General features: G+C 42.6%; 26 protein-coding genes. 3 read left to right on the forward strand and 23 right to left on the reverse strand.

The features are described 5' to 3' along the window. Positions 1-71 precede the first annotated feature (71 nt). The 3 genes from ACY8DX_RS13910 to ACY8DX_RS13920 form a co-directional block, all read right to left on the reverse strand. The gene (locus ACY8DX_RS13910) at positions 72-617 is read right to left on the reverse strand and encodes a 2'-5' RNA ligase family protein (RefSeq protein WP_462405446.1); all 546 of its coding nucleotides are present in this window, start codon (positions 615-617) and stop codon (positions 72-74) included. 27 nt (positions 618-644) lie between these two features. Continuing rightward, the gene (locus ACY8DX_RS13915) at positions 645-1,397 is read right to left on the reverse strand and encodes an NUDIX hydrolase (protein ID WP_462405447.1); all 753 of its coding nucleotides are present in this window, start codon (positions 1,395-1,397) and stop codon (positions 645-647) included. 69 nt (positions 1,398-1,466) lie between these two features. After that, positions 1,467-2,048, reverse strand: coding sequence for a hypothetical protein (locus ACY8DX_RS13920; protein ID WP_462405448.1), 582 nt, complete (start codon positions 2,046-2,048; stop codon positions 1,467-1,469). A gap of 248 nt (positions 2,049-2,296) precedes the next feature. Between ACY8DX_RS13920 and ACY8DX_RS13925 the strand changes: the two genes are divergently transcribed. Then, entirely contained in the window at positions 2,297-2,695 is a 399-nt protein-coding gene (locus ACY8DX_RS13925; protein ID WP_462405449.1) for a (deoxy)nucleoside triphosphate pyrophosphohydrolase, read from the forward strand. 38 nt (positions 2,696-2,733) lie between these two features. Here ACY8DX_RS13925 and ACY8DX_RS13930 read toward each other — a convergent pair whose 3' ends face one another. The 9 genes from ACY8DX_RS13930 to ACY8DX_RS13970 form a co-directional block, all read right to left on the reverse strand. Next, positions 2,734-5,544: a DEAD/DEAH box helicase gene (locus ACY8DX_RS13930; RefSeq protein WP_462405450.1), complete on the reverse strand. Its 2,811-nt coding sequence runs from the start codon at positions 5,542-5,544 to the stop codon at positions 2,734-2,736. Between the two features lie 143 nt (positions 5,545-5,687). Further along, on the reverse strand, positions 5,688-7,484 hold the full coding sequence (locus ACY8DX_RS13935) for a GmrSD restriction endonuclease domain-containing protein (protein WP_462405451.1): 1,797 nt from the start codon (positions 7,482-7,484) through the stop codon (positions 5,688-5,690). A 104-nt stretch (positions 7,485-7,588) separates the two neighbouring features. Next, a complete protein-coding gene (locus ACY8DX_RS13940) occupies positions 7,589-10,012 on the reverse strand; it encodes a DEAD/DEAH box helicase family protein (RefSeq protein ID WP_462405452.1) in 2,424 nt (807 codons plus the stop codon). Continuing rightward, on the reverse strand, positions 10,005-10,331 hold the full coding sequence (locus ACY8DX_RS13945) for a nucleoside triphosphate pyrophosphohydrolase (protein WP_462405453.1): 327 nt from the start codon (positions 10,329-10,331) through the stop codon (positions 10,005-10,007). Before ACY8DX_RS13945 ends, ACY8DX_RS13940 begins: the two co-directional genes overlap by 8 nt. Before the next feature lie 183 nt (positions 10,332-10,514). Continuing rightward, complete coding sequence (locus ACY8DX_RS13950; protein WP_462405454.1) at positions 10,515-10,970, reverse strand: gamma-glutamylcyclotransferase family protein; 456 nt, start codon at positions 10,968-10,970, stop codon at positions 10,515-10,517. Further along, positions 10,970-11,611 carry a pyroglutamyl-peptidase I gene (gene pcp, locus ACY8DX_RS13955; protein ID WP_462405455.1) on the reverse strand — a complete coding sequence of 214 codons (642 nt, stop codon included), beginning with the start codon at positions 11,609-11,611 and terminating at the stop codon, positions 10,970-10,972. The genes ACY8DX_RS13950 and pcp overlap by 1 nt, the downstream gene beginning before the upstream one ends. 31 nt (positions 11,612-11,642) lie before the next feature. Further along, positions 11,643-12,572, reverse strand: coding sequence for a DUF979 domain-containing protein (locus ACY8DX_RS13960; RefSeq protein ID WP_439802355.1), 930 nt, complete (start codon positions 12,570-12,572; stop codon positions 11,643-11,645). A gap of 13 nt (positions 12,573-12,585) precedes the next feature. Beyond that, positions 12,586-13,266 (reverse strand): DUF969 domain-containing protein, encoded by a 681-nt coding sequence (locus ACY8DX_RS13965; RefSeq protein ID WP_049670403.1) that lies wholly within the window; start codon positions 13,264-13,266, stop codon positions 12,586-12,588. Between the two features lie 290 nt (positions 13,267-13,556). Then, on the reverse strand, positions 13,557-14,099 hold the full coding sequence (locus ACY8DX_RS13970; RefSeq protein ID WP_462406950.1) for a VUT family protein: 543 nt from the start codon (positions 14,097-14,099) through the stop codon (positions 13,557-13,559). 163 nt (positions 14,100-14,262) lie between these two features. Here ACY8DX_RS13970 and ACY8DX_RS13975 point away from each other — a divergent pair, with 163 nt between their 5' ends. Beyond that, positions 14,263-14,730 (forward strand): hypothetical protein, encoded by a 468-nt coding sequence (locus ACY8DX_RS13975; RefSeq protein ID WP_462405456.1) that lies wholly within the window; start codon positions 14,263-14,265, stop codon positions 14,728-14,730. A gap of 213 nt (positions 14,731-14,943) precedes the next feature. On the opposite strand, the gene ACY8DX_RS13980 is transcribed toward ACY8DX_RS13975, so the two are convergent. From ACY8DX_RS13980 to ACY8DX_RS14030, 11 genes are all read right to left on the reverse strand, one after another. After that, positions 14,944-15,216, reverse strand: a complete 273-nt coding sequence (locus ACY8DX_RS13980; protein WP_462405457.1) for a hypothetical protein — start codon at positions 15,214-15,216, stop codon at positions 14,944-14,946. 143 nt (positions 15,217-15,359) lie between these two features. Further along, complete coding sequence (locus ACY8DX_RS13985; protein ID WP_439802353.1) at positions 15,360-15,821, reverse strand: MarR family winged helix-turn-helix transcriptional regulator; 462 nt, start codon at positions 15,819-15,821, stop codon at positions 15,360-15,362. A gap of 9 nt (positions 15,822-15,830) precedes the next feature. Continuing rightward, positions 15,831-16,586: an SDR family NAD(P)-dependent oxidoreductase gene (locus tag ACY8DX_RS13990; RefSeq protein WP_462405458.1), complete on the reverse strand. Its 756-nt coding sequence runs from the start codon at positions 16,584-16,586 to the stop codon at positions 15,831-15,833. 148 nt (positions 16,587-16,734) lie between these two features. Continuing rightward, a complete protein-coding gene (locus tag ACY8DX_RS13995; RefSeq protein WP_049670398.1) occupies positions 16,735-17,511 on the reverse strand; it encodes a sulfite exporter TauE/SafE family protein in 777 nt (258 codons plus the stop codon). 67 nt (positions 17,512-17,578) lie between these two features. After that, complete coding sequence (locus ACY8DX_RS14000; RefSeq protein WP_049670397.1) at positions 17,579-17,806, reverse strand: sulfurtransferase TusA family protein; 228 nt, start codon at positions 17,804-17,806, stop codon at positions 17,579-17,581. A 40-nt stretch (positions 17,807-17,846) separates the two neighbouring features. Continuing rightward, positions 17,847-18,974, reverse strand: a complete 1,128-nt coding sequence (locus tag ACY8DX_RS14005) for an MBL fold metallo-hydrolase (RefSeq protein WP_462405459.1) — start codon at positions 18,972-18,974, stop codon at positions 17,847-17,849. Between the two features lie 74 nt (positions 18,975-19,048). Continuing rightward, positions 19,049-19,606 carry a sulfurtransferase TusA family protein gene (locus ACY8DX_RS14010; protein WP_439802350.1) on the reverse strand — a complete coding sequence of 186 codons (558 nt, stop codon included), beginning with the start codon at positions 19,604-19,606 and terminating at the stop codon, positions 19,049-19,051. A gap of 46 nt (positions 19,607-19,652) precedes the next feature. After that, on the reverse strand, positions 19,653-19,949 hold the full coding sequence (locus ACY8DX_RS14015) for a rhodanese-like domain-containing protein (protein ID WP_462405460.1): 297 nt from the start codon (positions 19,947-19,949) through the stop codon (positions 19,653-19,655). 5 nt (positions 19,950-19,954) lie between these two features. Next, positions 19,955-20,302: a rhodanese-like domain-containing protein gene (locus ACY8DX_RS14020; RefSeq protein WP_439802348.1), complete on the reverse strand. Its 348-nt coding sequence runs from the start codon at positions 20,300-20,302 to the stop codon at positions 19,955-19,957. A gap of 10 nt (positions 20,303-20,312) precedes the next feature. Next, entirely contained in the window at positions 20,313-20,789 is a 477-nt protein-coding gene (locus ACY8DX_RS14025; RefSeq protein ID WP_049670393.1) for a DsrE/DsrF/DrsH-like family protein, read from the reverse strand. 75 nt (positions 20,790-20,864) lie between these two features. Continuing rightward, entirely contained in the window at positions 20,865-21,125 is a 261-nt protein-coding gene (locus tag ACY8DX_RS14030; protein ID WP_049670392.1) for a metal-sensitive transcriptional regulator, read from the reverse strand. Positions 21,126-21,382: 257 nt separating this feature from the next. Here ACY8DX_RS14030 and adhP point away from each other — a divergent pair, with 257 nt between their 5' ends. Next, positions 21,383-22,393, forward strand: coding sequence for an alcohol dehydrogenase AdhP (gene adhP / locus ACY8DX_RS14035; protein ID WP_049670391.1), 1,011 nt, complete (start codon positions 21,383-21,385; stop codon positions 22,391-22,393). Positions 22,394-22,426: the final 33 nt, after the last annotated feature.

Below are 22,426 nucleotides of genomic sequence, written 5' to 3' on the forward strand. Positions count from 1 at the left end.
GAAGTCGTAAGGAAGTGAGGGAGATTTGCTACCTCTATATTTCTCATTCTAATAATCTCAACAAAAAATCATCAGCCCAATAATTCTATCTCTTCATGTATTTCGTATCGGCTAATCATGTGATTAAGAACATAGACTCGGATAAATGTCACCTCAAAAGAAGGATATGGGGTTAAGCTTATCTTGGCCAGCCGCTCCATCTCTCGTAAGTCATGTTTCGACATACCGCTTGAGATTTCATTGTCGTACCGCTCCTTCCCAAGCGTCATGTGAGGAACGAAATCATCCAGCTCAAAATAACGCTTAATCAGCTCTGGCGAGGGTGAGACTGCCTGCACGATTCTCCGGTGCAGCTCCATCAGCTCTACTGATTGTGCGCTTAAATACAGAATCGATTCCCCGAAATACGCTGGTTCTCCTATCACCACACGGAAAGGCTTAACCCTCTTACATACCTCCCGAACCCGTTCAAGCCAGGCTAAATCGTGCGTAAGCCCGCCCTGTGCCTTTAAGGTAATATGAGGCTCCACGCCTGACTTATCCATCCATCTGCTCTGAAGCTGCTCAATCCGCCCCTTGTATCCATCCGGCGGAACAATCCCGATAAAATAATCCATGCCTTCCCCTCCCTTTCCTATTACAGCCTACAGCCCGTTCAGCTCGCTCTCGAGCACCTCGCGTAGAAACGGCCATTTCGGACGAGTATCCTCTGTAAAGAAATCATCGACAGCCCTCTCATTTGCCGGCAAATAGACCAATGAAGCAAACTCCGGCCTCATTCCCCGGTCACGCAAGGACTGCTCAAACTCATGATACCGTGCTTGAAGCTCCCCGGCACTGAGCGTCAGCTGCACCAGATAAATAAGGGCAATATGCCCCCAATCAACGAGATAGCGCGGTTCCACGGATGACACGAGACTACGGTCATCAATCTTAATCCCGGTTTCCTCCTTCGCCTCCCTCATCAGGCTGCCAAGCATGTCAACCTCATTTCTCTTCACATCCGCAGAGTCAATTCCGCCCGCAACGAACTGAATATAGCCTGGGTTGGCAGTATTCTCACTCATCTGCCCCAGCACATAAAAGCTGTCTGCCGTGACAATCAGTCCATTTGCCGCCACAATCCGGCATTGATACGGCTCAGGCAGGCCGCAATGCTTCCCATAGATGAAATGAGCGAAATCTGTCCTCTCCAAGATGACGTGCAGCTCTTCCACCGTCTCCGTCATTCCCTTGATGGAGAAAATCTCTCCTCTATGAAACGAATGACCGCTTTCTTCAAGAGCGATCCAATAAGCCTCAATCGACTCCTGCAGTGATGGCGGCAAGACCATCCTCTCCCCAGAAACCGTGATCTTCAACCCCGGTGGTATTTTGCGAATCTGAATCGAATCCATAGCAACTGCACTCCCTTCTCATGACGTACTCATTCGCCCTCATGGCAGCCGATTCCTTCTATACTGCCATTAGTGCTTTAATGGAATGACAATCTCCTTCTGTATCCCCATGCTGCCAAAGCCATAGGTGACCGTCACCTCATCCTCTCCCCATTCGAGCTGATAATCATCAGCTTGGAACGGCCGGTAGCCGTCATCGGTCGAATAACCCTCAGCCCGTTTCATAAAGAAAGCATTCTCCTTCACATAAATGCTTCCATATCCCGCAAGCAGGAACGCTTCCTCCTTAATGACAATCGCATCCTGCTGATTCGGAGAATGATAGACATAATAGCGCGGCTCCGTAATGAACCCCACCCATAAGCAAACAAACAAGACCGCCAGCACAATAAACCCGCCGCTCACCTGCACGAACCAATAGAGAAGGGCATGAATTTGTCCCTTCCCCTTCATACGCCATAGAAACATGCTAAGGAAAACAGCCAAACAAACGACGCTGATCATAACAGAAACGCTCATGATTCCTTGCGAATCCATATGAAATAAATAGAGCGTTAGATTCCATTTGTCTTCTAACAATTTCAAGGCTCCTGCAAAAATCAGCAGCAGGATACCGGGTGCAATTAATATGATATTACTTTTCTTCTTCATGATTGTCCCCTCAACTCTCTTATGGGGTAGTGTAGCAGATGGGGAGGGGGTGGCGCATGGATTTGAGCTTATTAAAAACCGTCTTTTGATTTCTTTGTATATACTTTGCATCTTTACATCCTTACTTAATAGCTCCCATAGGATTTATGCTTATTGGTATCGAAAAAAATAATACTATCTCCTGCGGTTTCTAACTAAATGATTTTGTGATAGGATTTCTTTATATTAAGTTAAAGGGATGAGTTTTGATGAAGAAATATGTCAAAGTTGTTGGTGCTGTAATAGAGAATGAACAAGGAGATATCTTATGTGCACTTCGTTCACCCATAATGAGTCTCCCTAATTTGTGGGAGTTTCCAGGTGGTAAGATTGAAGAAGGAGAAATACCTACGCAATCACTTGTACGTGAAATTCAAGAGGAATTAGACTGTGATATTGAAGTGGGCGATTTAGTAGCAGATATCGTACACGAATATCCAACATTTATTATTAATTTGATTACATATAAAGCAAAAATTACGAATGGTACACCAATCGCGAAAGAACATGCCGAATTTAGGTGGGTAGCTCTACAGGATTTAAGAGAATTAGAATGGGCACCTGCAGATATACCTACCATTGACGAATTGCTAAAAATAACGAAATAACAAAAGCGGGAGCCATTTAACTCCCGCTTTTCCTATTACTAGACTTTCTCAGTGAATTCAATATATAAATTAGATGGCACCTCATGTTCTAACTCCATTACCACGGTAATTGGTTTTTCCCCTTCATATTTGACCGTATTACCTTTCCCAATATAAATATACGGTTGAATTTTACGATCAATTTCTTTGTATTTTCTCACAAACAAATGAAGATTAATGCCTCTCTCTTTATTAAAGATAATATTTTTTCCTCTATCCGAACTTTGAGCAGTACTATTAGGTGTTTGCCATTGAAATACCTTTTCATTGATAAATTCATCATGATAGTTAATGCTCTCTTTTATATCAGCCTCTTTATGGAGATCTATAAACAAGAAATAGTCATTGCCATGCGCTAATAACCCCTGACCTCTAAAAGAGCTATGCATTTTACGATAATTCGATAGCAGGGCAGCATCCGCCATTTGATATTGTTCATATAATTTAAAATGCGGTACTCCATAATATTCTTCTTTAAATTCCTTCTCATAACGGAATATACCGTACAGAATAATATCCTCAATAAACCTCTTGAATTCCTCATTCGCCAATAGCTTTTGATAAGTTGGTGTTTTCGATAGGTGATTATTATCCAGATTAAATAGCTTAATTGTTCGTGCTTTTTTAGCCTCATCATAATAATCCTGATTCCAGCATTCAAAGGCATGCAACACACTATCATCATCCACTTCTTTTACATGTTTCAATATCTCTTGTTTTGCAATATCTAAAGAAATCACTTCATGATCAAGTAAGTATTTCGCGATGACAAAGTCATAAACACGTTTAAGCGGTAACATGCTAGATAATTCTTTCATAGCTCTGTCCAAGTCCTCGTTGAGTAGCATGCCCTTCAAATGGTGATTCTTCTCAGCTTTTGCAACAAATTGAAAATATGTTTTTTCTTTGTCGATGAATTTAACCGGATCAGGGGCACCATCATATTTCATATAATCCATTAAATAAAGTGGTACATGTCCCCCATTCATTTTCTTAAATTCTAAATATTCTTCTCTCAAGTATTTGGAAGAATAGAAGTTTTCGCGATCAATTTGAGCTAAGATTCGTTCTTGTGCTATTTTATCCATCTGAATATGGGTAGCACCTGGAATATTTGCAAAACCTGTGGAAATGGCTACTTTTAAACTTTCCTTATCATAATAACGGCTACCATTTAAAGCAATCGCAATTAAAAAGGTTTTATTATGGTTTCCAATAAAGTCTAACACCGTTAAGAAGCTTTTATCCTCATGCTTACGAAGGCCACGTCCAAGCTGCTGGATAAAGACAATTGGTGAATTCGTCGGCCTTAACATAAGAACTGTATTGACAGACGGAATGTCAACACCCTCATTAAAAATATCTACTGTAAAAATGAATTCTAGCTCATCATCATCATTTTCTAATCGATTAATAAAGGTAGAGCGCTTCTCTGCTGAATCACTCCCAGTCAGACAAATACTAGGATAGCCTCTTTTTGTGAATTCGTCGGCCATGAACTTAGCATGATCAATGGTTACGCAAAACCCAAGCCCCTTCCTTGTAGTTCCATCAAATCCATAGAAATTCATCTGCTCTATTATATAATCTACTCGTTGATTAACCTTCAAACGTTTCGCAATCTCAGCAAAATCATCAATATCCACATCACTCAAGTCAATATCCTCAATATCAGTGATACCAAAATAATGGAATGGAATGACTAACTCGTCATCCAATGCATCATGCAAACGTACTTCTAGAGCGATATTATTATCAAACAACTCAAAGACATTCAGCTGATCACTTCTCTCAGGTGTTGCTGTCATACCAAGTGTGAATTGTGGTTGGAAATAATCAAAAATCGCTTGATAACTTGGACTAGTCGCATGATGAGCCTCATCAAAGATTATATAATCAAATTCATTCGACTTAAAACCTCGATAACATTTAGAGAGAGTTTGAATGGTTGAGAATAGGTAATCTGCCTTATCTTGTTTTGTATTACCTGTTAAGAGACCAAATGAAATCTTCTCATTCGGCATTAATTTTTCAAATGTTTCCTTTGCTTTTCTTAAGATTTCTTCTCGATGAACAATAAACAGCAATCTTTTAGGTTTAAAGGCCTTCACATCGAAAGCAGACATATATGTCTTCCCCGTACCAGTAGCTGCAATAACAAGTGCCTTTTTTTCTCCATATGAACGAAGTCGATCTAAATTCTCTATCGCACGTCTCTGCATTTTATTTGGTGTAATATATTCGGAGCTTTCGTAAAGAAACATTTGTCTCTTGGCATACCCAGTAATCTTACTTAAAAACTCCTCATATTGAGCAATAAATTCATCATCTGCCTCAATACTTCTCTCCCATAAGTATTGATACTCACTTAATATGCTTTCAATAAAGGACGTATCCTCTTTAATAATCATTTCTACATTCCACTCAATATTACTCTTCAATGCACTCTGCGTTACATTGGAAGAACCAATAATCACCTTATAGAAATCTTCATATTCAAAGATATATGCCTTCGTATGAAAGCCCACATCCTTATCTGTCTTAAAAATCCTCAAATGAATATTATCAAACTCATTTATACGCTTAAGCGCCTTCGTCTCTGTAAAATTGAGATAAGTTGAAGTGATAATTTGTCCCTTGACTCCTCTTCTCTCTGCTTCTTTAAAAGCCTCTAACAAAAGCTGAAGGCCACTAAAATTAATGAATGCCACACTAAAATAAAAACGTTTACAGTTATGGATAGATGAAATTAATTCATTTAATAGGTTGCCTTTATCTGAATTGACGATTAGTTTTTTCTTGGTGTTCATAAGCCACTCCTTAAACGTTTATATCGTTTCATATGTTTATTATAGTAAACTATCAATCTTCAAAGCAATTTAAAGTGCTTTATGATAGTTCAAAAAAATCTCCTTTTACCATATGGTTAAGGAGATATAGTCAAACATCATATTTACAATTTATTATAGTAATTTCGTATTTTTTCAACGATTAGCTTTCTTCTTTCTTCTAAGAAGGCACTAAAATCACCTGATTCCATGTCAAATATGGATTCTGGAATACAGTTCATTTTCAAATTTTGCTTTAGGTCGTTCAAATTACTGATTTCACCAATTCTTAGTTGTCCATCAGTCACTTGTTCCATAATCAAACCCATATATTCTTTGGGCGACTTTGCTTTAATCGCCAAATTTATCACTTGTTCAGTATATGCATAGTTTGCAATCTGATTATATATACCCCTACTGTTATAGCCATTTAACTGTAGATATTTTTTGGGGAAAACATGGTGAACATCTCCTCTTTCCTCAATTAACTGTTGTACAGTAATTGATTTCGATAAGAAGGCATTATCTTTATCATAGATTTGAGACATTACAAACAAATGAAAATACGGACTGCTTGAGACTGATGTGTTTAAATTAGTTATCATGATATTCTCCCAAAATGCTTCTGATAGTTCACCTGCTTCTACATTACGTACATATTCCAATGGATTTTCATGCATTGCAAATCGTTTTATATCAAAATCAAACATTGATTCTGGTGATCCTGAATAACGTTCCGTTAGTATAGATGCTACAAGCCATTTTCGTACAATTTGATTTATTAGTGAGTCATTTATATTTTTCTCTCGTAGTAGCAAAAATAATGCATAAGCAAAGTTTAAAGCATTCTGAGAACGAACAATATTTTGGTTAATAACCCCGGCAGATTTTAATATCATGATGAACCTTTTGAAATTGGTTTCATTTACAAATTTTAATACGCCATCATGCAATTTCTCAAAAGAATCCTCAATTATTTCATCTCGATATTCCCTCGTATCAAAATCTCTTCCAGATAATAAACTGACTAAGTTAGCTAATTTCCCTCGCAAGAACTTAAATGTAAAAGCAACTCTTAATAAATCTGAATAGCTAGGCTCATAAATATTTGTGTTGTATTCTTTAACCCATTTTATTTTGTTAAAATCAGTTGATTGAACATAGTCACTGTCATTATTAATTATATTTTCATAAATAATTGGACTTTTAATTAAATGACAAAAATAATCAATGGTTTTCCGTATTAGTGGACCGTTGTATTGATCATTTACCGATATTTTTGACATGGCAAAATCAGCTTGACTAAGATTAACACCCGCTGAATTTATTCTTATAAATATCTCAGTAACAGTCTCAATATCAAGAGTATAAGATAATTCAATAACCCCAATTGAACTATGTCTAATACCGATAAGTTTTTGTATGACCTCATTTAACTTATTATGACTTATATCTGGGTTTTTGGAACAAAAACTATTAATGAAACCGAATGTATCAAAACCATTGTTAAATACTTCTGATATATCAGGTATCCACCTCTTATCTTTTATGATTGCCGGGTTTTGGACCTCAAAGATTTGATCTATTGGGTTAAATGAAATAATGATTCTTCTTTTACTGTATTCTTTCGTCACTATTTCTTCACCTGAAATGGCTGCCATAAGGGCTGTAATCCGTTGCTGTCCATCTATCAAAATTCTTTTACCATGTGAAATAGACCCATCTTTAAGCCGTGCATCAGGATTTTGCCAGGTAATAATATAACCTACTGGATAATCATTATATAGGGAATCTAACAAATCCCTTACTTTTGATGGTTTCCAAACAAATGGGCGCTGAATCTCTGGAATAGCTACAATACCTTGATCTATCCAACTCAATAGCACATTAATAGTTGTATTGTTAACTTGATAGTTTGACAAAGTACCACCAACCTAATCTAATTTGAAGATTTAACCTTTATCGATATGTCCTAATAATAAATTTATATACCCATATAAATTTTCCTATAAATAGGACATAAACCTTAATTACATGCACCTTTTCTCTCAAAATAAAATTGCAACCTATATTCACATATCTCTTTGGTCATATGATATAGACTCTTTTTATCTTTCTCTTGGATATCAAAATTCATACTCAATTCAAGTCCATTAACCGTTAAAAGACCCTTCGAACTTCCGCTCCACTTCGTCATCGGCATCCGTACAATCAAGGCTGCTATTTTTCGCTCATCATACTCCCACAAAGCTTTCGTCGTCTTATCACTGAAATCAATTCGTTTGCGATATGGTTTTTCGGTCAGATATTTATGGAAGAATGGTGCTGCTTCTTCAGCTTTAATCGGGTCTGCCCAATGCTCCGGTCCTCTATCAAGCATCGCCAGTAAGAGAACCATCTTATAGCTTTTCGACATACCGGTCCTCTCAACTTCATATATCCAGTCTGAATAGGTCTCCAGGACATTACTTTCTACATTTGACAACTCATCCGCCCATTCCAGAAAACTGAAATAAGATTTAAATTCCTGCTTAAAGAGCCTACTGTCTTCCGAGCCATACATATGCATTTCCAAATAGGTTGGCCTTCTGCCTAAATCGGATTTGACCTGATGATACGCTTGCAAAAGCTGCTCTTTACGCGGCATTTTCTTCTTACTCATCTCAATCAAGAGATTCTTAGCTGCAAGATCAAAATCCACTTCACACCCATCAGGCAAGACAGGAACAGTTTGCTTTCTCCCTTTTTGCTTTTCATGCAGGTAGAATAAGGATTGCTTTACATCGGCATTGCGGTAATTGGCAATCAAGTCGATAATGACGCAGTGACTCTTCCCTTCTGCCAGGCGGAGACCACGGCCGATTTGCTGGGTGAAGACCGTCAAGGATTCAGTCGGTCTTACAAATAGGAGTGTGTCTGCCTCTGGTATGTCGACCCCTTCGTTAAAGAGGTTGACGGTCATGATGGCATCAATTTGCCCCTTTTTTAGCTGTTGGATGGCTTTTTTACGCAATCTAGGAGACGATTGTGAATGAAGGCTGATGGTCCGGTATCCCTTCTCATTGAAATAACTAGAAAGGAAATCTGCTTGCAGGATGCTTGAGCAGAAGACCAGTGTCCTCGTTTGCTTGCGTGCTTCCCATGCTTTGAGAATCTTCTTCGCAAGACTTGTCTTCAATTGTGCTTCTGCTAATTCATCTGCATCATATCTCGTTCCAAGCCATCTGATGGTTGAATAATCCGTTTCATCATACACCCCGTAATAAGAGAAAGGGGCAAGCCATTTCTTGTTTACCGCCTCAATAAACTCAATTCGGTATGCGACATTTCCCTCGCAAATGGCATAAATATCTCGGTAATCGTTCCGGTCAGGCGTGGCCGTTATCCCCAACAAAAATTCGGGATTGAAATAGGCTAATACCTTTTGATATGAAGTGGCAGCAGCGTGGTGAAATTCATCTACGATAATCAAATCAAAGGCATCTGGAGAGAATCTCTCCAAATGGGTTTTCCTGCTCAATGTTTGAACGGAGGCAAAGATAATATCGGCAGAAGGATTCTTTTCCTTGCCATTATAGATGCCTGTACTCGCATCCGGTAAAACACGCTTAAACGATTTCTCTGACTGATACAAAATTTCCTCTAAATGGGCAATGAATAAGACGCGCTTGAAGGATTTTGCAAAGAAGGCGGCCAAGTAGGTTTTGCCGAGCCCAGTCGCCATGACGACCATTGCCTTGTTGTATCCTTCTTCCTTGCTGTTTTGCAGCTCTTCTAGTGCTGGTATCTGCGCAAATCTTGGCTGAATCGTGTCATATCCGGCTTTCTCTTCAATAATCTTTCCTGAGATACCTGTTTCCTCTTCATCCGATAAGGTAAGCTGGATTTCCTCTTGCTTCGTCCATTTACGATGTAAAACAGGGTGATTTTTGTGGAAACTCTTGTACTCCTTTGAGTAGCTTTCTATGGTGACTGGATTCACTGGAATAGTTGATTCATGATGGAATAACGAGAAATACTCCTTCAAGGCTTGTTCAAATATATCCTCATCTGTTCCATCCTTCACTTCCAGATTCCATTCCACCCCTGTTGTCAATGCTGAGTTTGACATATTGGAGCTACCAACATACAAGGTGTTTGTCGATTCAGATTCCAACAGATAGGCCTTCGGGTGAAAGGAGACACCGTTACTCTTCCATAAACGGATTTCAATATCTTCATGAATGTCATGAAGTAAGGTAAGAGCTTCAGGCTGGGTGATGTATAAATAATCACCCGTGCATATTTTGATTTCTGTTCCCTGCTCTGTTGCCTCTTTCAGGATTGGCTCAAGAAGTTTGACACCTGACTTCATGACAAAAGAAGTGAGGATATAGCATGACTTTGCTCCTTTGATGTTCTCCTTGAGGTGTTGAAGCAAGTCATGCGTAATTAACTGAACCTCAGTCATCCTGTACCTCAATCAAGAATACTCTTTCCTCAAAGCCTCCGCGCTTCTCCACCTTCTGCTTGCGCACTTCCTCCACCTTATTGAAATCCGCTCCATGAACCTTACTTAATGCATGAATAATTTCTAAAAGATCAGCCAGCTCTTCAATAGCGCTGTCATTATCTTTCGCATCCAAATATTCCTGCAGTTCCTCCTTGCTTTTGATTCGCAGCTCTTTCACGTATTCTTCTTCACCCAGGATTCTGGTAGTGAATGCTTTCCCGGTTCCTTCTATTATATTTGGTATTAAGTCACGTACTAGTTTGTTATGTACTGGCATTTAAATGGTACTCCCTTCGATAAATAACTACCTTCAATTTTACCATTTCTTATATTTATTTAGGAGATAAGCCCGACAATTTTCTACATAGCCTCAAAATGTTACCGAGGGACAAAAAAACAGCAGTCACTCCCTTCCCTAAAAAGGTTCATGCCTGCTGCAAAATCTCATATTAAATAGTCCTTAAGCAAAGTTCTCCCTCTGCTCCTCTTCCCTTAGCATATGCTCCTTCCAATCCCCATGCGGGATGTAGACAGCACTGCGATCAAAGAGTTCGTCCTTTTCCTTGTTGTAGAAGTAAACAAAGCAAGGTTCCATTTCGTTCGTTTCGAGGTTTTGGACCTCAAGAACGACTTTATGGTATTCATTCTCCGGGTTTCCTCCACTAATGAAGCCTTCCATTTCGTCCATGGCTTTCATCGTTTCCTCGTAGCGATCTTCATGGAGGACCATGATCTCACCCGTAACGGTGTCCTTGCCGAACATGATGGCTGGGTAGCCTTTGTAGGGCATGTGGTACAGCTTCATGTTGGCGAGCTTGGCCGCCTTCTTTTCGGCGACACGGCCTTCGAGGTATTTCTCGTAGTTGAAGAAGCCTTCCCTTAGCGATCCGTAGACAAAGAGATTGATGCGTTTCATCAGCAGATCTCTCCACCGATGGCTTCGATGTCCTTGTCGTTCAGGATGGCTGCCTCAATCGCCAGCTCCAATCCTTTGACGATTTCGTCAAGGGACATGAATGGTGTATTCTTCTTGTCCATCACTTGGGAGGTCATGTATGGGATATGGATGAAGCCGCCCTTCATGTTCGGATACTTCTTGTCAATCATGTAGAGGATTCCGTACATGACATGGTTGCAGACGAATGTGCCGGCTGTGTTGGACAGCGTTGCTGGGACACCGTTGTCGTTCATGTGCTTGACCATCGCCTTTACAGGGAGATTGGAGAAGTAGGCTGCTTGGCCGTCTTCTTTTATAACAGCATCGATTGGCTGGTTGCCTTCATTGTCCTTGATGCGGTAGTCATCGATGTTGATGGCGACGCGCTCAGGGGTGATGTCGAATCGTCCGCCTGCCTGCCCGATTGAGATGATAATATCAGGGCTATGCTCTTCGATGGCGCGCTCAATCGCTTGGACGGATTTTGTTTGAACAGTCGGGATGATGACCTTGATGATTTCAGCGCCTTGGATGCGGTCGCTGACTTTCTTGACGGCTTCTTCAGCTGGATTGACGGGTTCTCCGCCAAAGGCATCGAATCCTGTGATTAATACTTTCATCGTCTGATCTCCTTTTGCTGATTATTCTATCTTAAAATCCTAAGAAGTACATAAGCAGAATGTGAACGGCCAGCAAGGAAAGTGCGATTGGCGCTTGCGCTTTGATGACGCCGTTCTTGTCTTTCATTTCAAGCAAGGCCGCTGGCAGCATATTGAAGTTTGCTGCCATTGGCGTTAATAATGTTCCGCAGTAACCAGCTGTAAGGGCGAGCGTTCCGCAGATGATCGGGTCTCCGCCGATGGCGAATACGAATGGTACCCCGATACCAACAGTAATGACCGCAAATGCAGCAAAGGCGTTCCCCATGATGATCGTGAACAAGGCCATACCGATGCAGTAAGTAGCCACACCAACTAAAGCATTTCCTGTCGGGATGACGTTTGAGATGATAGAGGCAATCTTGTCTCCTACCCCCGCTGCCGTGAACAACACGCCGAGGGATGCCAATAATTGCGGCAGGATGGCGAATGAACCGATGGATTGATACGTTCTGTTTGTGTCTTCCAATAGTTCCTTCGGTTTCGCTTTCGTAATGACAAAGGCAATGAGCAATGCACAGATGGCTGAGATTCCGATAGCGACCGTTCCTGGGAATGGTGTGAAGGTAGCAACGAGCATCGCGATCAGCGCGATGGATAAGGAAGGAATGAAGATCTTTAACCCAAGCTTCTCGGCCTTAAGCGTTGAGAATGTCTCGCTCAATTGAGCCAATGTACCGATATTGATTTGTTTTGTTGCGGAAAGGATCGCAATAATCACGACCAAAATACCGACGACCATGCTTGGGATGTAGTTGCCCGCCATGAAGATGACGGCCAGGATACCCCAGAAGATAGCTGTTCCGATTCTTGTCTTATGCTGCTTATCCTTTAGCGTAAACACCATGGTGATGCCCATGCATAGACCAATCATGATGTAGAATACTTCAAGTAGTATATTGGAAAGTTGTGTTACATCCATTCTTGCTCACCTCTTACTTTGCTTTGCCTTTTGTGGCGTATTTTTGTTGCAGTTTTCTGTCAACTACGGTTGTTTGAACGACCCAGAAGATAAATGCGATGACCGCTACCGGTACCGCCACCTTTGAAATTTGCAAGGTGTCAACGGCATAGCCCATGCCTTCTAATGTGGAAGCAATCAATAATACGCCGGCATTTGCCATAAACACATTCTGTGCGAAGAAGTTCCCAACATTATCAGATGCCGCGGAGTAGGATTTAATTTTCTCGATATCTTTCTCTTCAACGTTTTCTCCGTATTTCGCCACAACCGCACCTTCTGCCATCGGGCTGACGAGCGGGCGAACGAATTGCGGGTGACCGCCGAGTGTGACACCCATTCCGATTGTGACTTCACGGATGAATGTGTAACCAGCCAATAGTTTGCCTGCTGATAGTTTGCTAGCTTGCTTGATCAGCATAACGGCTTTTGCTTTTAGACCGTAACGCTCACACAAACCAATGACCGGAATGGTGATCATGAAGAGGCATGTTACGCGGTTGGCCACGAAAGCATCTCCTAATGTCGTGAGGATTTCCGCAATATTCATATTCGCGACAAGCCCAGTCGAAATACCTGCTACAACGACTACCGCAATCGTGTCCAGCTTCATTGCGAATCCAATGATGATGATAAGGATTCCTAGTAATTCCATCTGAATTTCTCTCCATTTCTAACATTTTTGTTATTTTGAAATAATTTTATCTCATTATATAATCCATTTCCTCCAATTGGGAATGGCTAAAAATTGTCAATCTGTTCAGACAGAATGAGAGTTTTCGTGAAAAGGAGGACAAAAGACTTGTTATTAGCGGGTTTGCAGCGTTTTAAGAGGAGATGATTCTTCCTGAAAAAATGGGTTGTCAAGTGTTTTTTTAAGAGGGCTGATGCAGTACGGTAAAATCATTGTTTTCTAGAACATAAAGCTCCCCATAAGGGAGCCCTTTATCCATTCACGATTGTCTTTCTGTTCACTATAGCGGCAATCGGGTTGATCAACATTGCCCCGATTCCTTGGATAATTGTTTTCACGATGACTTGGCCGAGGATAGCCGCTGGGACCGCTTCCCATGGAAGCATGCCGGCACCAATCGGGCTTAAGCCGATGATGACAAAGATGGCAGAGTCAAGCAGTCCGCCGACGATGCCGCTGTAGAATACGCGCCAGCTCATCGGTAATTTCAATCGAGAGTAGATTTCCGTATCGGTCGTCTCAGCAACGGCAAAGGACAGAGCCGAGGCCATCACGATAATGAGCGTGTCGCCGAGCAGGTATGAAACGAGTGCTGACAACAGCAAGGCTGCAGTGATGAATACATAGGTCCGCCTCCGTCCATATTTGTTTTGAACGAGGTCACGCAAAATGAATGTGGCTCCGATGAAGAGCGATCCCATCGGTATGATAAAGATGCCAAACGCAATCGGCACGAATGCTGCTGTCACGACATTGGCCGTCACAATGGACAGTAAATAGAATAGAATTCTCATGCTTTCCCCTTCCTGATCGATGATTCCAGTCATTTACTGTACCACCTTTTAACAAATCTTTCCACCACAATCATTCGCTTCATTTTTCTCTTCTATGCTTTATTAGTATAATGAAAATAGATATAGGCAACATTCATCCCATCAAGTTATGGAGGTCATAGACATGACAGATCATGAATACAGACAGATGGTTGAGAAGAAGTACGGAATGCCGCTAAAGGATTTGATGTATGAGGTTTGCATTAGGAGCGAGATGGATAATTACGAGGCGGCTGAGGAGCTCGGGGTTCCCCATGCCACATTTATGGAATGGCGGGCAGCCTTTCATTTGGGACCTTATCATTCTGACACGATGAAGGATCTTCCAATTAGTCAGGACCCTGTCATTTCTGCCGCAGCAGAGGAGAGCCTTCAATATAGCAATGAGGAGAGCCTGCGCGGTTTTGAAGAGCTTTCCCGTCAGATGCTTGCCTTAGCAAAGGAGCATCATGATAAGAGGAAAAAAACGGATGCCAGCCCGCTCGACCGGGTCAATATTGTTCTATGGGAATCGGTTCTTTATTGTTTGGCCAATTATAAGGATGGAACCTTGCAGAAACAGTATAAGGAATTAAAGAAGAAAATGAAGTAATGGACAAGACATACCCCTGCTTTCCTAAATAGGGGCATGTCTTGTCTTCAGTTTTCAGGACTTACATGATCTAAATGGCAATCAGGTATAGGCGTGTGGCGGCTGGCTAAACCGGACCATCCTCTTTTACTTTTAGCAATACGAGAAAAGCCGATTGCCTATTGCTGCAACCGGCTTTTGATAACTATTCTATTAGTGACTCCTGATTTCCGCTTAATGCTTCAAATACTTGTGGATTACGCGTTCAATTCCCTTGGTAATATCAGGCCAGTCAGCGTTCTGATCCATTTGGTCGACAACGGATACATACCCCCAAAAATCGAGACTTCTGTCTTGGGGAGCTTTGCAGAGTTCATATGTAATGGCATCTAAATCCTCCTTCGTGAATTGTTCGTATGTGAGACCCATGTCATGATAGGCAATTTTCTCAACAGCAGGCTCCAATTTACCATACAGATCATATGTATACTCATCCATTTTTCTCATAACAGACTCTCCTCCAATTAATATATTAGAATAATTATTTCTTCTATATTTTTACCCAGCATGCCCGTAAATAAACGCGGGTGCAGCATGAAAAAAGCCGACCTGGCTGAAAACGCAAATCGGCTTATTATCTCTGTATTTATCTATCTATTATGTGAACCCCCAGGTTTCGTAAGGCGCCTGTTCTTTAATCCCTCTACCATCTTGCGCTGGATGCGCAAATATTCTTCCAGCTCGTTCTCGGTCAATTCTTGAAATAGCTCTAAGTAAATATCCTGACCGAGCTTTTCTGCTTCTGCCAAAGCCGTGCTTCCTTTATCCGTGATCTTTAAAAAGACCGTTCTTCTGTCTTCCTCTGTATACTGCCGCTCAGCGAGTTCTTGGGTGACGAGCTTAGTGGAAATATGGGTCACCGCCCCTTTCGTATAGCCAAGCATATCAGCAAGCTCACTTGCTCTTAGCGGTCCTCTTAATCGAAGCTCCGCAAGCACGAGAATAGCCGATATCCCGATTGGATACGAGAATTGAGAGGTGAACCGGACGATATGCTCATTTGAAATGAGCTCGATGGAATGAATCAAGTCGAATAAATTTTCCTGTTCCATATGATGACCTCAACGAAGCTTCGTAGCTCCGCCGTCAACCATGATGGTTTGGCCGGAAATATAGCTAGAATCCTCACTCGCAAGGAAGACAGCGACACGGCCGATATCTTTTTCGACGTCACCGAAGCGTCCCATTGGGATTTTTTGTACGACAGCTTCATAATATTCAGGCTGTGCCTTTTTCCAAGCCTGTACGCCTTCAGAATTTGCGATTGGGCTGATCAAGTTGACGTTGATGCCGAAGCGGCCCCATTCATTGGCTGCTACACGCGTAATCCCGCGAATGGCTTCCTTCGCAGCTGCATAAGCGCCCTGTGTCTCGTCCCCATTGATTCCGGCACCAGATGCGAAGTTAATGATATTGCCTTGTGTCTCCTTCAAATATGGCAGAGCGGCCTTCATTAAATAGAAGGTTGGATAGAATCCTGTTCCAAAGGAAAGATCAAGATCTTGCTGTGTAGTATCCTCTAGCAGCTTCTGCTTGGAAGCATGTGCATTATTGACAAGCACATTTAATTTGCCATATCGATCAATGACTGTTTGGATGATATACGGCAGGTTCTCACGGTCCAGCAAATCTGCTTGAACAAACATAGATTCTGGAGAGATTTCCTGCAATATCTTCTCACTCGCTTTGCCCGCCTTTTCGTTCACATCGACAATAGCAAGAACAGCCCCTTCCTTAGCCATTGCTTTGGCCATGCCGAGCCCGATTCCTCCAGCTCCTCCTGTAATGATGATGACTTTACCCTCTAGTTTTCCCATTTTTCAACACCCCAATATTTCGTTATTCAAGTATATTTTAACAGTAAACTATTTAATTAGAAACTAAAACGCTTCCAATATCTTTATCTCTTGCTAAATTTTAAGGATAAAAGAAAATGATAGCATCCATTGGACACTATCTTTCTTCTTACAATATATCGAGCCAGATCTTCACTGCCGTTCCGGCAATCAGCAAGGCTAGAATCATCTGGAGTACCTTTGTGTTCATGTTCTTGGATAGCTTCGCCCCAAGCGGTGCGGCGATGACACTTGCAATGATCATGATAATGGCAGGACCGTAATCCACTTGCCCTGTCATCAGTTTGCCGGCTGTTCCTCCAATCGAGGAGATGAACGTGACGGCAAGGCTTGTCGCGATGGTCATCCTCGTCGGAATTTTCAAGACAGTGAGCATGATCGGCACGAGCATGAATCCGCCGGCTGCACCGACAATACCTGAGCCAACCCCGACAATCAAGGCAAGAATAGCGGCAAGCGGCTTATTGAAGGTCACTTCATTGAGCGGAATGTCGTCTACCTGCTTCTTCGGAATAAACATCATGACAGCTGCCACTACGGCAAGAACACCATAGACGATATTGACCCCTTCCTCAGAAAGGAAAGAGGAGCCATAGCTTCCGATGAAGCTCCCGATAAGGATGGAAACACCCATATAGACGATGAGTGATTTATTTAAATAGCCGCCTTTACGGAATGCCCATACACCGGCAATGGAGGCGAACAGCACCTGTACCGCACTGATGCCAGAAACCTCATGAGCGGAGAAGGCTGCCAGTCCGAATAATGGCGGGATGTATAAGAGCATGGGATATTTAATGATGGAACCGCCCACTCCGAGCATGCCAGAGACAAACGATCCGATAAAACCGATGAGAAAGATGACGACGATAAACGTCAAGTCCATCTTCATTCCTCCTTTTTATGAAAGACAGCGGGCTACGAACATCGCTGTTCGAAAACCCGCCATAGCTTTACGCTTTTTGGATGTAAAATTTAAGGACGCCGTCTTCTTCTTTTTGTTCTAGAATCGTGTGTCCGCCTGAAGCTGTCCAGGCTGCGAAATCATTCAAGGCACCTTTGTCAGTAACGAGGACTTCCAATACCTCACCGGAATTAATCGTTGCGATTGTCTTCTTTGTCTTTACGATTGGCATTGGGCATGCCAGGCCTTTTGCATCTAATGTTTTTGTGATATTCATGAATCATTCTCCTTTTAGGTTGAATTATGGTTTTGTTCTATTAGCGTACGGCACAGCGGTTCGGGCCGATTTCCATTTCGGTTTGCTCGTCATTGTCAGGGTTGATTTTACCCATATTGACTTGACGGATTTGCTGATAAGCGTTTGGCTGCGGCGGCAGGTTTTCTGTAACCGTCTTACGGAATACTTCCTCATCCTCAATGTTCAAGCCATGGTTTTCTGCGAACAAATCCCCTAAACGCTTAGCCACGGAGCCATTTTCGTTCAATTCGTCAATAATCATGAAGTGTGCAGGAAGCACAATCAAATCATCAGCGAGCGCACGGTAGCGTTTATATAAAGTTTCACGAAGGTCAGACACCCAGTCCTCTGCAAGACCGGCTAAGTCTGGTCTGCCGATGGAATCAATGAACAGGATATCTCCTGTCAGCAAGTAGCTGGAATCAATCACGAATGATGTCGATCCGATTGTGTGTCCTGGAGAGTAAAGCGCTCCGACTTCAATCTTCGTTGCACCTAGGTCAACCGTTAGACCGTCTTCAAGCGGTGTGTAGGCAAATACGACCTCTTCTGCATCCTTTGGAGGCAGGTAGTAAGCTGCCCCTGTTTTCTCTGCGATCTGACGTCCACCAGAGATATGGTCTGCATGTAAGTGTGTATCAAATACATGCTTGATCTCTACCCCTTTTTCCTTCGCGAAATCAACGAAGATATCTGCGAAGCGGACCGCATCAATGATGGCTGCTTCTCCGCCGGAGATGGCCATGTAAGAGAGACATCCCTTGCCAAGACGGACGAATTGATACAACTCTCCGCCATCCTTCAAGTCGCCGACCTTAACCGGCTCAAGATACATACTCCAAGACTTCATGCCGCCTTCAAGATAAGCAACGTCGCGTCCAGCTTCTGCCATCATATCTGCAACCATGATGGAGGAACCTTCCTTCGCACAAACAACGAGAACGTCTTGATCTTCTGGGATTTGCGGAAGAATTTCCTCTACTCCGTCCAGCAAGTCAAAGTATGGGATATTTAGGTATTCAAATTTGTGTCCTTCTATTTTCCAATCCTCAAATGCGTCCTTATTACGAACATCCAGGATGAATAATTTCTTGTCTTCGATTACGTAGCGGGCAACATCTGCCGCTGTCCACTTAGATACTGTCATGTTTAATTACCCCCATAGGTATAATTTAGATTTTTATAAAAGAGGGCTTGGATATACCCTCCTGACAAATTCGGTTATTCTGTTTCCTTCACGACCGGCCCGTTCCAATCCTTCATACCAGGCAGAACATTATAGACTTTGCTGAATCCTTTGGCCGCAAGCTTCTGAGCTGCAAATTCACTTCGTTTGCCTGTACGGCAAATGACGTAGATTTCTTGATTCGGATCTAGTTCATTAAGGCGTGACTCCAAGTCCCCAAGCGGAATGGATTTCGCCTTCTCGATATGTCCAAAGGCATATTCCGCCTCTTCACGAACATCCAGAATAAGACCATCCTTATCCATGATTTCCTCGTTGGAGATAGTAGGCTCATACGTCTTCTCCACTGCATCTCCTTCTTCACATTTACGGATGTAATGGTAAAGAACGCCGCCTTCTTCATTTGTGCCAATGTATTGATGGCCGGTTGATTCAGCCCAAGCGGCTAGATCGGCCTTTGATCCTTTATCAGTTGCTTGAACCTCAAGTACTTGACCATCTTCAAGGTCTTTGATTGCTTTCTTCGTTCTGACGATTGGCATCGGACATGCCAACCCTTTAGCGTCCAGATGAACGTCTGCTTTTATTGCCATTCATAATCCTCCTATACACCATAGGGTATATTTTATTGAAAATTTTTTAGGCGATTTCGCCTTCCCATGCCATCATGCCGCCATTCATATTAATGGCTTGATAGCCCATTGCTTCCAGGTAGGCAGTCGCCTTGCTGCTGCGTGCTCCTGAACGGCACACCATGATATACTCTTTATTCTTATCAAGTTCGCCAATCCGCTCCTCTAATTCACCAAGCGGAATAGGAGTGATCCCTTTAATATGGCCCTCTTCCACTTCAAACGGTTCGCGTACATCTATAATATGAAGGGTTTCCCCTGCTTCTAGTTTTTGCTGTACTTCTTTCGCTGACAAAGCTGTCATATGAATCATCCTCTCCAACTATTCATGCCGCCGCGTACATTTGTCACATTGGCATAGCCTAATTTCTTTAATTGCTTACAAGCCGTCTGGCTTCTCATGCCGCTCTGGCATATGACGATAATCTCCTTGTCATGCGGAAGCTTCGAGTAATCGCTGCCAAGCGGGATATTCTTGAATCCGCGGATGTGCCGGCCCTTAAATTCGCCGTTCGTTCGCACATCGAGGAAGAATGCATTCCGATCATTCAACCGGTTTTCAAGCTCTGCGGCCGTAATATTGCTGACCCCTTTTGCCCCTCGCATCTTGAGGAGATAAAAGAGAACAAGCGCTGCCGCTAAAACAATCCACTCCATAAGCTCCTCCTTAGATGAACAAGTTTACTGCGCCATTCTCAGCATCCGCCAAGTAAGCAGCAACTCCTGCATATTGAACGCCGTCCAATAACTCTTCCTTATCAAGTCCCAATAGATCCATTGTCATCGTACAAGAGACTAGGTTGATTTCTTGCTCCTGTGCCATCTCGATCAACTCAGTCAATGTAAGTGCATTATGCTTCTTCATGACATGTTTGATCATTTTCGGACCCATACCAGCCATATTCATATTTGATAAGGCAAGCTTTTCTGCACCGCGCGGCATCATTTTGCCGAACATTTTCTCAAGGAAGCCTTTCTTCACATCAACTGGGTGCTGCTTTCGAAGAGCGTTAATACCCCAGAATGTGTGGAAGATTGTTACCTTATGATCGTAAGCTGCCGCTCCGTTCGCAATAATGTAGGCGGCCATCGCCTTGTCATAATCTCCGCTGAATAAAATGATATTGGTTGATTTCTGTTCCATATTTCCTCCTTGAAATTGCTTTATACTTATACCCCCATGGGTACCATACTAACCAAAAAAATATAGGGCGTCAATCTATCTGCTCTTCACTAATAATTTCACCGCTTCAGCAATTGACTCATTCACCTGATCCTCATTGCCATCGGCTGCCCTTACACATTCCACCAGGTTCTCACTGACAATGAGACCGATTGTACGCTCGATTCCAGAACGGACGGCTGACAGCTGTGTAATGACATCTTGGCAATCTTTTTCCTCTTCCATCATGCGATGAATTCCGCGAAGCTGGCCTTCCATCCTGCTCAAGCGATTCTTCACTTTATCATCATAGTTCATGGTTGTCGTCCCCCTTCCGTTTTGTTTGATAGGACTATCATATACCCCTATGGGTAATAGGTCAACCGGAATGGTCCTTTTTTATTTCTGCCGAAAAATTGTCCCACCTGCCAAAAATTTGGCGTAATTGGACGAATATTTGACCACACTTGGATATCCATGACTGAAAAGATTGATATTGACGGGCTTTTACTGCTTGGTCTGAATCTTGCAACTGTATAGATTGAAACCATTTATTCTAGGAGGATTGATTGCTCATGAAAGCAGCTGTTGTGAATGAATTCAAGAATACCCTGGAAATTAAAGAAGTCCCGAAGCCAACACTTGAGTTTGGCGAGGTATTAGTTAAGATTGAAGCCTGTGGAGTCTGTCATACTGATTTGCATGCAGCCCATGGGGATTGGCCGGTTAAACCGAAGCTTCCCCTCATTCCTGGACATGAAGGGGTAGGAATCGTTGAAGAAGTAGCTGACGGGGTTACAAATGTTAAGATTGGTGATCGCGTTGGCATTCCATGGCTCTATTCTGCCTGCGGAGAATGTGAATATTGTTTAACAGGCCGGGAGACATTATGTCCTGATCAATTGAATGGAGGCTATTCTGTTGATGGAGGTTATGCTGAATATTGCAAGGCACCAGCAGCCTATGTAGCCAAAATTCCTGATAATGTCGACCCTGTTGAGATTGCTCCCATTCTTTGCGCAGGTGTAACCACCTATAAAGCCTTAAAGGTTTCAGAAGCGAAGCCTGGCGACTGGGTGGCGATTTACGGTATCGGGGGATTGGGTCATGTTGCCCTGCAATATGCGAAAGCGATGGGCTTCAATGTCGTCGCGGTCGATATAGCAGATGAAAAGCTTGACCTCGCGAAGAATCTAGGGGCAGATATCACAATCAATGGCAAAAGCGTCGATCCAGCTCAAGCCATTCAGGAGCAGGTTGGCGGAGTCCAGGCTGCTATCAGTGTAGCCGTCACAAAGACAGCCTTTGAACAAGCTTATCAATCCGTGAAGCGCGGCGGAACATTGGTGGTGGTAGGTCTTCCACATGATGACCTTCCAATCCCGATCTTTGACACAGTGTTAAATGGCGTGACCGTCAGAGGGTCCATTGTAGGGACTCGAAAGGATATGCAGGAGGCACTTGAATTCGCTGCACAAGGAAAAGTGAAAACCATCATTGAATCTACTCCGCTCGATTCCGTGAACGAAGTATTCGATAAGATGGAAAAAGGACAAATCAACGGCCGAATCGTCCTAAAGATGTGAACAAATGATTGACTTAAGCTAGGGTACGGTCAT

This window comes from Gracilibacillus sp. Marseille-QA3620 (assembly GCF_054950035.1).